The sequence below is a fragment of the Streptomyces sp. 2131.1 genome (genome assembly GCF_900105515.1).
Classification (GTDB): Bacteria; Actinomycetota; Actinomycetes; order Streptomycetales; family Streptomycetaceae; genus Streptomyces; species Streptomyces drozdowiczii.
The window spans coordinates 6,809,398-6,822,054 of sequence record NZ_FNSY01000001.1; the positions used below are offsets into that span (position 1 = coordinate 6,809,398).

Sequence of the window (12,657 nt, forward strand, 5' to 3'; positions counted from 1 at the left end):
CGCTCTACCAGTACGTCACACTCACCGGCGCGCGCACGCCGGTCCTCGGCAGGGTGACCGTCAGCGTCCCGGTGTAGGCGTCCCATGTGTACGCGTGCGCGGACAGGTGCGCGCCGGCCGCCTCGACCCGCTTCGGCGCGTGATCCGCCTTGACGGACACGGTCCACGTACGGCTCTTCGCCTGGCCCTGGAACGACCCCTTCGCCGGGCCGATGGACACCGTGTGGCGCCCGCCCGCCACCTTGTACGAGACCTTCGTCGTGGCGCTCCGGGCCTTCCCCGGGGCGCCCCCGTCGTCCTCGTACACGCTGAAGGAACCGGAACCGCCGGAGGCGATCGTGAGCGTGAGGTCGTCCGCACCGGCCGCCCCGTCGTGCGCGACGTCCCTCGTACGGCTCGGCACGATCGCACCGGCCCGGACGAACACCGGCATCGTGTCCAGCGTGGTCGTCACGTCCTGCGTGGTGCCGCCCTCGTACGTCCTGCCGGTGAAGTAGTCCGTCCACTGCCCGGGCGGGAACCACACCGACGTCTTCGCGGACGTGCCGGGCGTGGTGACCGGGGCGACCAGCATGTCGGAGCCGTAGAAGTACTCGCTGCCGGCGGTCGCGTACGCCTGCTGCTCCTCCGGGTACTCCAGATACATGGGCCGCACGATCGGCACGCCGGTCCGGTTCGCCTCCTCGGCGAGCGTGTACGTGTAGGGCAGCAGCTTCTCCCGGAGGTTGAGGAACTTGCTCGCGGAGGCCGATGCCTCGGCCCCGTACTGCCAGGGCAGCCGGTCGCTGTGGTTGCTGTGCAGCCGGTCGACGGGCTGGAAGGTGCCGAACTGCACCCAGCGCGCGTACAGATCGTCCGGCAGCTTCGTCGTGGTGTGCGTGCCGCCGCCGTCGGTGTACGTCTCCGAGCCCTTGAGGCCCGTCGTGTCGTTGTGGCCCCCGATGTCATGGGTGACGTTGGCCATCCCGGTGGCCGCCGATTCGGCCGGTGTGTATCCCACCTCGAACTTCAGGGTGCCCCACGTGGAGGAGGTGTCGCCGGTGAAGTGGACCGTGGTGCGCTTGTCCGCCCAGGGGCCGGTGGGCACCGCCTGCTGGCCGCTGTAGCCGCCGGCCTGGAGCGAACCGTAGGCGCGCGAGAGGACGAACGGCCGGTCGAGGTGCTCGCCGGTGGCGTCCGCGTACTGCTGGTTGATCCAGGCGTCCGGGGTCACACCCGGCAGCGACGACTGCGCCGCGTCGCAGCACCAGTCCAGCCACCAGAAGTCGTTGCCCTGCTCGTCCATGGTCCGGTGCAGATCCATGTACGCCTTCAGCTGATCCGGGTCGCCGAAGTCGAAGGTGTAGCAGTCGTCACCCGCTCCTCCCGCGCAACCGCCCTTCTCCAGCTTGCCCTTGGCGGTCTTCTGGGCCTGCGCGAACTGCGGATCGGCGGCGAGGATGCTGGGGTGCACATTGAGGGTGTTGTGCAGTCCCTGGGCCTCCGACCAGTCGAAGAACCCCTTCGGATCGGGGAACTTGTCCGGGTCGATCTCCCAGCCGCTCCACGCGTTCACGGCCTTGTAGTCGGTGTCCGTCACCAGCACGTCCAGCGGCACGCCCTCGGACCGGAACTTCGGCAGGATCGTGTTCCGGTAGTCCGCGTCGGTGCGGTCGATGTACTCCGAGTACCAGACGCCGTACACCCAGGAGGGCAGCAGCGCGGGCGGCCCGGTGAGCTTGGCCAGGTCGCCGAGACCCCGCTTGTAGTCGTGCCCGTAGCCGAAGAGGTACCCGTCCTGGTAGGGGGCGCCGCCGTGGTCGGAGCGCTGGGTGACCTTGCGCGAGGCGGTGTCGTAGAGCGCCGACGGGGTGTCGTCGAGGAGGTACCAGCCGTCCCGGTTCAGGAGGCCGGGTGTGGTGACGGGGGCGGCGCCGTTGCCGGTGACGCCGTCGAGGCCGCGCCGGTAGCCGCCGAGGGCCACATGCGGCTGCGGGGCCGGATCGCCGGTCGCGGCGACGGACACGGTGTCCGCGTTCACATGGCAGCTCTCCGCGTCCGGGCAGCTCAGCGTGACGTCGTTGGCGCCCGCCTTCAGGCGGACGGGCAGGGTGGCCGTCGACCAGGTGTCCCAGTCGTCCGTCGCCGGGAACGACAGGGTGCCGGTGGCGCCGCCCGCGGACACCGTCGCGGTGCGCGTCTCGTGCCGGCCGTCGCCGCCCGCCCCGTTGGCGTAGCGGACGCGCAGGGTGTACGTGCCGTCCGAGGGGACCTCCACCATGTGCGTCGTCAGCGAGGAGCCCTGGTTGAGTTCCGCGACGAAGCCGCTGCCCGCGAAGCCCTGGTGATCCGTCGCCGCGGCTGCCGTACCGCCGATGCGCCCGGTCTCCGCCTCGCAGCTCACGCCGAACCGGCAGTCCGGGACCGCCGTGGTGGACGCGGGCGGGAACGCCTCGCCCTCGCCCAGCAGCGCGACGCTGTCGACGTTGACGCTGCCGGAGTCCTCGGCCGTGCGGGTCAGGGCCACCGTGTGGTGCCCGGCGTCCAGCCGCACTCCGGCGGAGGCGACGTCCCAGGTGTCCCAGTCAGCCGTCGGCGCCAGGGTCAAGCGCTGCTCGTCACCGCCGTCCACGGACACGGTCAGCGTGCGCGGCTCCGTCTGCCCGTCACCGCCGCGCGCGTTGGCGTACCGCACGGCGAACCGGTAGGAGCCCGACTCCTTGACATCGATGTCAGACGACAGGGAGACGCCGGTGCCCTCGAAGCCGGCGGCGAACCCCGTCCCGGTGTAGCCGCGGTGGTCGGACGCCACGGAGACCCCGCCGGCCCGCAAGCTCTCCGCCTCGCAGAGCGCCCCCGGCGCGCAGGTGATCCGGTGCCAGGGGGTGGTGGTCACGGGGGCGTCGCCGGCGTTGAGCCGGACGGACAGGTTGCTCGCGTCGAAGGGCCCGGAGCCGACCTTGTACCGCAGCGTCACCGCGCTCGTGGTGAGGGTGAGCCAGCCGCCCGAGGTCTTCGCGGTGTACGCAGCCGGGGCGAAGGAACCGCGGCCGATCGCGTTGAACGTCGCCTCGTCGGTGAACTCGCCGTCACCCGCGTACTCGGTCCGGATCAGCGTCGGCGACAGGACCTGGAACCGGGCGTCGCCGGAGGTGACCGTGGGGATGCGATGGCTGTGCGCACCGCCCGCCGACGCCGGCGCGGCCGTGCCCGTCACCGTCATGGCCGCGGCGGTGCCGAGGACGGCGGCTCCACCGATCCACCGGCGCAGCCCCCGCCACCGCCTCGCGGATGGAGGTTTCATGTGCGACTCCGTTCTCACGCCGACCGGCCGGCCCGTCCGCACCGCTCGTTGTGCATCGTTGGAAAAGGCAAGTGGCATGAGAGCACGGCCACGGCCCGGTGTCCATAAGGCCGCCGCTACCGGGCGCGAGAACCGACCCCGCTCACGCGCCCTGCCGCGACGGCGGGTTGAGCTTGCGGAAGTAGGTCCAGCTGGTCTCGTTCGGTTCGGTCCACCGCTCCGGCGCATGTGCGAACTCGGGGTGCCGGTCGGCGATGTAGGCGCGGGTGCGCTCCGGCACCTCGGTGTAGGAGCCGAGCTTCCGGCCCCGGCAGTGGAAGGTCAGTCCGCCCGGTGCCTGGCCCCGGGCCATCCACGGCAGCCACGGGGACATCCTCGTCCACGACATGGTGGCGGGCACACCGGGCGCCGAACCGGCCAGGTCCGCCCGGTCGGCGAAGAACTGGAACAGCTCCAGCGCCCGGTAGGTGTCCCCGGACGAGTGCCGCGGGTACTCCGCGACGGGCAGCGGCGACGGGTAGGACAGCGGGATCTCCAGGCTGAAGCACACCTGTCTGCCCAACTCCGTCACCGGCACCGGGAAGGGCCGCCACTTCTGGTTGGCCGGGTCGTTCCAGACGTGCACCACCGGCAGGTTCTGCCAGGTCTCCAGGATCTCGCGGGTGAGCGGGTCCAGGTAGAAGGCGGCCTCGCGGGTGAGCAGTCGGTAGGCGTCGGGACCGGCCTCGGCATCCTGGACGAGGCGGGCCACATTGACCCCCTCGAAGCCGAACAGACGCTGGTAGGGCTGGTCGGGAGCCCAGGAGTACACATCGCCCGACCACCAGTACGTGACCTCCTCCCCGTCGAGGGAGGCCCGGGTGCGGGCGAGGGAGCGGAGCAGTTCGGCGGGTGTGGTCATACGCAGCACTCTGCGCGAGGGCCGCGCCGGCCGGGGGCGGAACACCGCCTCGCGGACCCGAACGGCCGAAAACCGCCGGTCCGTGGCCCGGCCGACCCCGGACCACGGAGCTCCAGCTGCGGAAGACCGGTGAATTAGCCGATGGCGCGGCTGTCCCGCGCCCGGAACCTTGAGCGGGCAGGCAACCCCGAACTCGCATCCCCTCAGGAGTGCCCCATGCGTCGTCGTTCACCGCGCCGGCTCCTCGGCGTCCTCGCGGCCGTCACGGTCGCGTTCACCCTCTTCTCCTCGGCGTCCACGGCCGGTGCCGCCGAGACGTCGGCCCCGGCTACGGCCCGCGCGGCCGCCGTGCAGCCGCTGTCGACCGGCACCCCGGTCGTCTTCGTCCACGGCTACACAGGCAGTGCCTCCAACTGGGTCACCGCCATGAGCGTCTTCCGCCTCAACGGATGGTCCAGCTCCAACCTGTTCGCGTACGAGTACGACTCCTACGGCAACAACATCACCAACGCGCAGGGCCTCGCCGCCTTCGTCAACGGAGTGAAGTCCCGGACCGGCGCGAGCAAGGTCGCGATCGTCAACCACTCCATGGGCGGCCTGGTCAGCCAGTACTACCTGAAGGTGCTGGGCGGCAACAGCAGCGTCAGCCACCTCGCCTCCATCGCCGGCGCCAACCACGGCACCACGGCCGCCGGTGCCTGCCTGATCTACACGACCTGCCAACAGATGTACCCGGGCTCCTCGTTCATCTCCCAGCTCACCTCCGGTGACGAGACCCCGGGCGACACCAAGTACGCCACCTGGTACTCGGCGTGCGACGGCGTCATCCTCCCGTACACCAGCACCCGCCTGACCGGTGCGACGAACAACAACGTGATTTGCCAGAACCACATCGGATACCTGGCGGACACGGTTGTGCTCGGCCGGGTCGCGCGGTTCATCGCCTCCTGACCCCGCGCGTCCCGGAAGGGTCCGGTCCCCGACGCCGCGTCGCCGGGGCCGGACCCCTCACGTGCGCCGACGGGCCCCGCTCAACCGGCCCGTTGCGAGCACGGCCATCGCCGAGGTGGCCGCCGCCCCGACCGCGAAGCCGCCGTGCGCGCCGTACGCGTCCACCGCACTTCCCGCCGGCGCCGCCGCACCGGCCGACCCGGCGCCGCCGCACCGGCCGACCCGGCGCCGCCGCACCGGCCGACCCGGCGCCGCCGCACCGGCCGACCCGGCGGCGCTCGCGGAGTTCAGCCAGGTGAACGCCCGGGTGAGCGCGGCGGGGTGCACCGATGCGGAGGTGATCACTGAGGAGAGGACCAGCACCGGTGGGACCGCGAGGCCGGTCACGGTGAGCGCGATCCCCATCCCGGCGGGAGTGCCGACGATCAGGAGGGGTACACACGCCACCACCGAACAGGCTGTGATCACGGCGAGCTGAGCGTCCGACGAGCCGTGCCACCGCCGCAGTCCGTAGAGCCACCCGGCCGGCAGACCGGCGCAGTTCGACACCGCGTGCAGCGGCGCGGCCGCACCCGGCTCTCCGTGCTGTACCGCGAAGGCCGTCACCGAGACCTGCATCGCACCGAAGTACAGCCCGAGGGCCAGGTTCACCCCGAACTGTGCCGCGAAGCCAGCCCGCAGCAACGAGCGCCCCGCGTCGCGGCGTTCGGCGGCGGCGGCAGGTGCGGGAGCCGTGCGGCGCTGTGCGGCGAGGGCCGGCCCGCCGCCCGCCACCAGGGCCGTGGCCGGCACCATGCCGTACGCCGGATCGCCTCCCGCCCCGGCCGCGGCGACGAGAGCGGGACCGGTCAGGTAGCACGCCCCGTTGGCCAGCGACTCCAGCGCGAAGGCGGTGGGCAGGGCCTCCCGCCCGTCCCGGAGCAGCGCGGACCAGCGGGCGGCGGACAACGCCCCCAGCTGCGGGATCGTGCCGCCCGCCAGCGCCCCCGCCGCCGCGAGCACGCCGGGCGGTGCGCCGGCCGAGGCGAGGGCCAGCAGCGAGGCCACGGAGGCGGTGTGCGCGAGGAGGCGGGGCCGACCGCACGGGGTCGTCGGCGTCCTGAGCTGCCGACCCGTGGTCATCGCCTGGAACCGTCCAGTGCTGGCGCGGGGCGGGGACGCGCACCCCACGCCGGCTCCGTCACCGGGCAGTGGTCTCTCGAATGGTTGCGATGGCGACCGGCGGGCCGAGCGCTCCCGGCCGCCGATGCGGCGAGCGTAGACGGGGCAGCGGACGACGTCCACCCTCACCGGCCACGCGACGGGCCGTCCGGGGCCGGGGGGCTCTCGCCCCGAACGCCACGATTCCGTGACAGGCCCGGCGCCCCGCCGCTCACCCCCGCAACCCGTAGAAACGCATCGCCGAATTCGGCTCGAACCCGATCCGCGGATACACCGGCGCCCCGGCCGCCGTCGCGTGCAGGGTGGCGCGTGTGAGGCCGGTCGCTCTGGCCCCCTCGTACAGCGCCTTGCGCGTCACGGCCTCCCCGTACCCCCGGCGCTCCCAGCGCGGATCGGTCGCGACCAGGACGACGAACAGCCGGCCCGCCGCCTCGACGGTCGCCGCACACGTCACCGGCTCACCCTGCCGAAGCCCGAGATAGGCGTGCACCCCGCTCCTCCACAGCGCGGACCCCGCGAGCCCGTCGCGGCCCGCCTCCGGAGGGAAGCCGTAAGCACGCGAGTTGAGGTCCGCGTAGGCCAGCAGCTGCTCCTCCTCACTCACGCGTACGAACTCCAGCTCGGGGTGGGCCGGTTCGGGAAGCGGGAACAGGTCGCCCGCCATGCCCGTACCGGGGAAGGCGTACTCCAGGCCCGCCCGCTCGGCCGCCTCGTCCAGCGAGGCGCGGGCCTCCTCGTCGAGGAGGTCCTCGAAGACCCAGAGGAAGCCGGGCCGCCGCTTGGCCCGCATGATCGCAGCCGCCTCGGCCAGGCGGCGTTCGGCGAGCCGGGCGTCCGCGCCGACGTCGGTCAGCGTGACGCAGTTCCAGAACGCGAAACCGCAGTCGGCCCAGCGCACGGCGATCCCCGGCAGGTCCCGTACGTCCGCGCCGGCGTCGCGGTCGAGCACCATGGCCCGCCAGACGACGGCGAGTTGTTCCATCGACTCCACCGATGCGGCGAGATCCGCCATCTCGACTCCCCAGGTATCGGGCGCGCGCGAGGAGTCGTCCGGGCGTGGACGGCCCTCCGCCCGCCGTCACCGGGAGCCTAGGTCCGGGCCGGCCGCCCGCGGGGGTGATTCATGGACCCGTGCACCTTTCGAGGCGGCCCCGGGAGAACGGGCTTGACCTGGAGCGCACTTCAACGCAGAGCATGAGGGACATGAACAACACGAACCCCGGCATCGTCCTGGGCACCATGGGCTTCGGCACGCAGGTCGACTCCGACACGTCCTTCGCGATCCTCGACTCCTTCGTCGCCGGCGGCGGCGACTGGCTCGACACCGCGAACTGCTACTCCTTCTGGGCAGACCCGAGCGGCGTCGGCGGCGCCAGCGAGCGCGTGATCGGCGCCTGGCTCCGGGCCCGGCCCGGTGCGCGCGACTCCGTGCGCATAGCGACCAAGGTCCGGCAGAACCCGCTCGTCCCGCACTCCTGGCCGCAGAGCGCCGAGGGTCTCTCCGCCCGCGCCGTCCACGCGGGCATGCGGGAGAGCCTGGAACGCCTCGGCGTCGACCACGTCGACATGCTGTGGGCGCACGCCGAGGACCGCACCGTGCCCCTGGCGGACACCGTCGGGGCCTTCGGAGAACTCGTCGCCGAGGGAACCGCCCTGCGGGTCGGCGCGGCCAACCACACCGCCTGGCGCGTCGAGCGCGCCCGCTCGCTCGCCCGGGAACAGGGCGCCGAGCCGTGGACCGCTCTGCAACTGCGCCACTCGCTCGTCCAGCCGCGCCCCCTGACCCCGCTCGCCGAGGGCGGCCACCGACACCTCACCCCCGATGACCTGGACCTCGCCGCGTCCGAAGGGCTCGACGTGTGGGCGTACAGCTCCCTGCTGTGGGGCTCCTACACCCGCCCGGACAAGCCCTTCCAGGACATCTACGACCATCCCGGAACCTCCCGGGTGCTCGCGGTCCTGGACGAGGTGGCCGAGGAGGTCTCCGCGACGAAGAACCAGGTCGTCCTGGCCTGGCTGCTCCACCAGGGCATCGCCCCCATCGTCGGCGTCAGCCGCGTCCAGCACGTCGAGGAAGCGCTCGCCGCCCGGGACGTCCGGCTCAGCGGCGAACAGATGGCGCGCTTCGAGGCGGCGCGCTAGCGGGGGCGTTCCTCGCGGGCGCGGGGCAGGGCGGGTGCCTCGTCGTCCTCCGCCTCCACGCCCAGCCCGGCCAGCAGCCGCAGCCCGTCCTCGGCTGCGCTGCCCGGGGCGGCGGAGAGCACGATCATCTCCCCGCCCGGCGCGTCCGCCAGGGCGAAATTCTCCTGGTGCAACTCCAGCAGCCCGACCAGCGGGTGCCGGTACACCTTGCGTCCGTGCGTCCGGGCGCGCACGTCCGCGCGGGCCCACAGCCGGCGGAAGCGGTCGCTGCCCATCGACAGCTCCCCGATGAGCGAGGCCAGCCGCGCGTCGTCGGGGTACTTGCCGGCGGCCAGCCTCAGATGACCGACCGCGTCCAGGGTGCACTGGTCCCACTCGGCGTACAGACCCCGCTCGGTCTCCTCCAGGAACAGGTGCCGGGCGGTGTTCAGCCCCGGCAGCGGCCGGCCGTACAGCAGCCGGGCGAGGCGGTTGCCCGCGAGGATGTCCATGCGGTGGTCCATGAGCACCGCGGGGGCGTCCACGACCAGGTCGAGGACCCGCAGCACCTCCGGCCGTACCCGCCCGCCCGGAGCCTTCGAGTGCCGACGGCGCTGCCGGGCCAGCCGGTCGAGGTGCTCGCGCTCGGTGTCGTCCAGGCCGAGGACGCGGGCGAGCGCGTCCAGCACCTGCTCGGAGGGCTGGGTGGCGCGGCCCTGCTCCAGGCGCACGTAGTAGTCGACGCTGACCCCGGACAGGTGCGCGACCTCCTCGCGGCGCAGCCCGTTGACCCGACGGCGGCTGCCGGCGGAGATACCGGCCGTGGCCGGGTCGACCCGTGCGCGCCGGGTCCGCAGGAATCCCGCGAGATCGTCCATGGCCCCAGTATGGCCACGCCCGCCGCGCACGAGGGTGGCCCTGCCGGTACCAGGAAGTCCCGTCCGACGGAAGCGGCGCCCCTGAACAAGGAGCGCCGGGGCGGCCAGGATCGAGGCATCCGATCCGAAGGAGCCCGCCATGAAGACGCTCATCGTCCACGCCCACCCCGAGCCGCGGTCCCTCAACAGCTCGCTGAAGGACCTCGCGGTCTCGACGCTGGAGGCCGCCGGGCACGAGGTACGGGTGAGCGACCTGTACGCGATGGGCTGGAAGGCCGTCGTCGACGCCGCGGACTACGGTCCCGAGGCCTCGACCCCCCTGAAGGTGGCGCGCGACTCCGGCCGCGCCTTCGACGCCGGGACGCTCACCCCGGACGTGCGCGCCGAGCAGGAGAAGCTGCTGTGGGCGGACACCGTCATCTTCCAGTTCCCGCTGTGGTGGTACTCGATGCCCGCGATCCTGAAGGGCTGGGTGGACCGCGTGTTCACCTTCCACTTCGCGTACGGCGTCGGCGAGCACAACGACACCGAGTACGGCGAGCGCTACGGCGAAGGCACGCTCGCCGGCCGCCGGGCCCTGCTGTCGGTGACGGTCGGCGGCCTGGAGTCCCACTACTCGTCCCGGGGCATCAACGGCCCCGTCGACGACCTGCTGTTCCCGATCCAGCACGGCATCCTCTACTACCCGGGCCTGGAGGTACTGCCGCCCTTCGTCCTCTACGGCACCGACCGGATGACCGAGGCGGACTACCCGGAGGTGGCCAAGGCATGGGAACAGCGCCTGCTCACCCTGGAGTCGACCGACCCGGTCCCGTTCCGCCGCCAGAACTCCGGCGACTACGAGATCCCCTCCCTGCACCTCAAGGAGGGCTTGGAACCGGTCGGCCGCACAGGCTTCGGCCTCCATGTGAAGCGGTGAGGTTCCGCTAGCCTCGGCGCCCATGATGCGGAGGAAGCGGTCGACGTCCCGGGTCCTGCTGGTCGACGAGGAGGACCGGCTGCTCCTGCTGTGCGGTCGCGACCCGCGCAGACCGGGCGCCAGGTGGTGGTTCACCGTCGGAGGAGGAGTCGAGCCGGGGGAGAGCCCCATACAGGCCGCTGTCCGCGAGACCTGGGAGGAGACGGCCCTGAGGATCGCGGGCGACAGGCTGGGCCCGCTCGCCTGGACGCGGCAGACGCTCTTCAGCGTCGACGGCCGGTTCTACGACCAGTACGAGGAGTACCGCCTGGCCCGCGTCACGGCGGACGAGGTCCGCTCCATGAACGTCGAGACGGAGGAGGCCCGCTACGGGCACCGCTGGTGGACCGTGCCGGAGCTGGCGGTCACCGTCGAGACCGTCCGGCCCAAGGGGATGGCCGCCCTCCTGCCCGGCCTGCTCACCGCTGCCGAGGCGGACACGGGCCGGGCGCCGCTGCATCTGGGGGACTTCGACGAGGACGCCGATCCGGAGTGAGCGCAGGTTCCTGAACCCGGTCATCGACCGTACCGGCGCGGGAATAGGTGCCGACGCGGGGAGTTGTCGATTGCATTAGTGCGCGTCTGCAAGTATTGTCGATGCATGTAAGAGGCGCTTGCATTTACGTGCGCGAGTCGGCGGCGATCCAGGTCGCCGCCCGCGCCGCAGCGCGACGTCGAGGACGAAAAGGACCACCCCCCATGACCTCCGCACCCCACATCACCCTCAACAACGGCGTACGCATGCCCCAGCTCGGCTTCGGCGTCTTCCAGGTCCCCGACGACGAGACCGCCGCCGCGGTCGGTCACGCCCTGGACGCCGGCTACCGCAGCATCGACACCGCCGCGGTGTACGGCAACGAGCGCGGTGTCGGCCGGGCCATCGCCGATTCCGGCGTGCCGCGCGAGGAGCTCTTCGTCACCACCAAGCTGTGGAACGCCGATCAGGGCTACGACCAGGCCCTCGACGCCTTCGACGCCTCCCTGGCCAAGCTGGGCCTGGACCACGTCGACCTCTACCTCATCCACTGGCCCACCCCGGCCCGCGACCTGTACGTGGAGACGTACAAGGCCCTGGAGAAGATCCTCAGCGACGGCCGCGCCCGCGCCATCGGGGTCTCCAACTTCCAGGTCCCGCACCTGCGGCGGCTCATGCAGCAGACCGGCACGGTCCCGGCGGTCAACCAGGTCGAGCTGCACCCCGGCCTCCAGCAGGCCGAGCTGCGCGCCTTCCACGCCGAGCACGGCATCGCGACCGAGGCGTGGAGCCCGCTGGCCCAGGGCGCGGTGCTGGAGGACGGGGCGATCACCCGTATCGCTCAGGCCAACGGCGTAACCCCCGCGCAGGTCGTGCTGCGCTGGCACCTTCAGACGGGCAACATCGTGATCCCCAAGTCCGTCACGCCCGCCCGCATCCGGCAGAACCTCGACGTCTTCGGATTCGAGCTCACCGGCACCGACCTGGCCGACATCGCCGCCCTCGACCGGGGACTGCGGACGGGACCGGACCCCGACACCCTCAACTGACGCAGTGCGGCGCCCGTCCGGCCGGACGGGCGCCCGACCGCCCACCCGCGCGGGCAGCGCCCCGGGCACGAGGAGGACCCGCCCATGCACATCGATCTCTCCGGCCGCACCGCCCTGGTGACCGGCTCCACCCAGGGCATCGGCGAGGCCATCGCCGTAGGGCTGGCCCGCGCCGGGGCGCACGTCGTCGTGAACGGCCGCGGCCGGGAACGCGTCGCCGAGGCCGTGCACGCCGTGCGGACCGCCTCGGGCAGCGACGAGGTCACCGGCGCGGCGGGCGACCTCGCGACCGAGGACGGCACCGCTGCCGTGCTGGAGGCCGCGCCCGCGGTCGACATCCTGGTCAACAGCCTCGGCGTCTTCGGATCCGCCGCCCCGCTGGAGATCGACGACGCGGAGTGGCGCCGCTACTTCGAGATCAACGTCCTCTCCGCCGTCCGGCTCATCCGCGCCTACCTGCCGGCCATGAAGGAGAAGGGGTGGGGGCGTGTCCTCAACATCGCCAGCGACTCCGCCGTGGTCATCCCCGCCGAGATGATCCACTACGGCATGACGAAGACCTCGCTGCTCGCCGTCTCCCGTGGCTTCGCCAAGGACGCCGCCGGCACCGGAGTCACGGTCAACTCCGTCATCGCGGGCCCCACCCACACCGGCGGCGTCGGGGACTTCGTCCGCGAACTCGTCGGCGACGACCTCCCCTGGGACGAGGCCCAGCACGAGTTCATGGTCAGGCACCGTCCCCAGTCGCTGCTGCAACGCCTGATCGAGCCGGAGGAGATCGCGAACATGGTCGTCTACCTCGCGTCCCCGCTCGCCTCCGCGACCACGGGCGGCGCACTCCGCGTGGACGGCGGGTACGTCGACTCGATCCTGCCCTGAG

General features: G+C 72.4%; 11 protein-coding genes. 6 read left to right on the forward strand and 5 right to left on the reverse strand.

All coding sequences use genetic code 11. The annotated features are described in order from the left end of the window. Positions 1-4: 4 nt before the first annotated feature. Together BLW14_RS30215 and BLW14_RS30220 are read right to left on the reverse strand one after the other, a co-directional pair. Complete coding sequence (locus BLW14_RS30215) at positions 5-3,202, reverse strand: TIM-barrel domain-containing protein (RefSeq protein ID WP_093710285.1); 3,198 nt, start codon at positions 3,200-3,202, stop codon at positions 5-7. A 223-nt stretch (positions 3,203-3,425) separates the two neighbouring features. Beyond that, the gene (locus tag BLW14_RS30220; RefSeq protein WP_093710286.1) at positions 3,426-4,184 is read right to left on the reverse strand and encodes a DUF1838 family protein; all 759 of its coding nucleotides are present in this window, start codon (positions 4,182-4,184) and stop codon (positions 3,426-3,428) included. A 216-nt stretch (positions 4,185-4,400) separates the two neighbouring features. On the opposite strand from BLW14_RS30220, the gene BLW14_RS30225 reads away from it, so the two are divergent. Beyond that, positions 4,401-5,135: an esterase/lipase family protein gene (locus BLW14_RS30225; protein WP_093710287.1), complete on the forward strand. Its 735-nt coding sequence runs from the start codon at positions 4,401-4,403 to the stop codon at positions 5,133-5,135. A gap of 57 nt (positions 5,136-5,192) precedes the next feature. On the opposite strand, the gene BLW14_RS30230 is transcribed toward BLW14_RS30225, so the two are convergent. Next, on the reverse strand, positions 5,193-6,257 hold the full coding sequence (locus tag BLW14_RS30230) for an MFS transporter (RefSeq protein ID WP_177154148.1): 1,065 nt from the start codon (positions 6,255-6,257) through the stop codon (positions 5,193-5,195). Between the two features lie 250 nt (positions 6,258-6,507). After that, positions 6,508-7,308: a GNAT family N-acetyltransferase gene (locus tag BLW14_RS30235; RefSeq protein WP_093710288.1), complete on the reverse strand. Its 801-nt coding sequence runs from the start codon at positions 7,306-7,308 to the stop codon at positions 6,508-6,510. Positions 7,309-7,499: 191 nt separating this feature from the next. Here BLW14_RS30235 and BLW14_RS30240 point away from each other — a divergent pair, with 191 nt between their 5' ends. Next, on the forward strand, positions 7,500-8,438 hold the full coding sequence (locus BLW14_RS30240; protein WP_093710289.1) for an aldo/keto reductase: 939 nt from the start codon (positions 7,500-7,502) through the stop codon (positions 8,436-8,438). Here the strand turns inward: BLW14_RS30240 and BLW14_RS30245 are convergent. Then, positions 8,435-9,295 (reverse strand): helix-turn-helix transcriptional regulator, encoded by an 861-nt coding sequence (locus BLW14_RS30245; RefSeq protein WP_093710290.1) that lies wholly within the window; start codon positions 9,293-9,295, stop codon positions 8,435-8,437. The two genes, BLW14_RS30240 and BLW14_RS30245, sit on opposite strands and share 4 nt — an antisense overlap. Positions 9,296-9,434: 139 nt before the next feature. Here BLW14_RS30245 and BLW14_RS30250 point away from each other — a divergent pair, with 139 nt between their 5' ends. The 4 genes from BLW14_RS30250 to BLW14_RS30265 all read left to right on the forward strand — a co-directional run bounded on the left by BLW14_RS30250 (position 9,435) and on the right by BLW14_RS30265 (position 12,656). Next, complete coding sequence (locus BLW14_RS30250) at positions 9,435-10,214, forward strand: NAD(P)H-dependent oxidoreductase (RefSeq protein WP_093710291.1); 780 nt, start codon at positions 9,435-9,437, stop codon at positions 10,212-10,214. A gap of 22 nt (positions 10,215-10,236) precedes the next feature. Continuing rightward, positions 10,237-10,749 carry an NUDIX hydrolase gene (locus BLW14_RS30255; RefSeq protein WP_177154149.1) on the forward strand — a complete coding sequence of 171 codons (513 nt, stop codon included), beginning with the start codon at positions 10,237-10,239 and terminating at the stop codon, positions 10,747-10,749. Positions 10,750-10,952: 203 nt separating this feature from the next. Further along, positions 10,953-11,777: an aldo/keto reductase gene (locus tag BLW14_RS30260; protein WP_093710292.1), complete on the forward strand. Its 825-nt coding sequence runs from the start codon at positions 10,953-10,955 to the stop codon at positions 11,775-11,777. Between the two features lie 84 nt (positions 11,778-11,861). Next, entirely contained in the window at positions 11,862-12,656 is a 795-nt protein-coding gene (locus BLW14_RS30265; protein ID WP_093710293.1) for an SDR family NAD(P)-dependent oxidoreductase, read from the forward strand. Position 12,657: the final 1 nt, after the last annotated feature.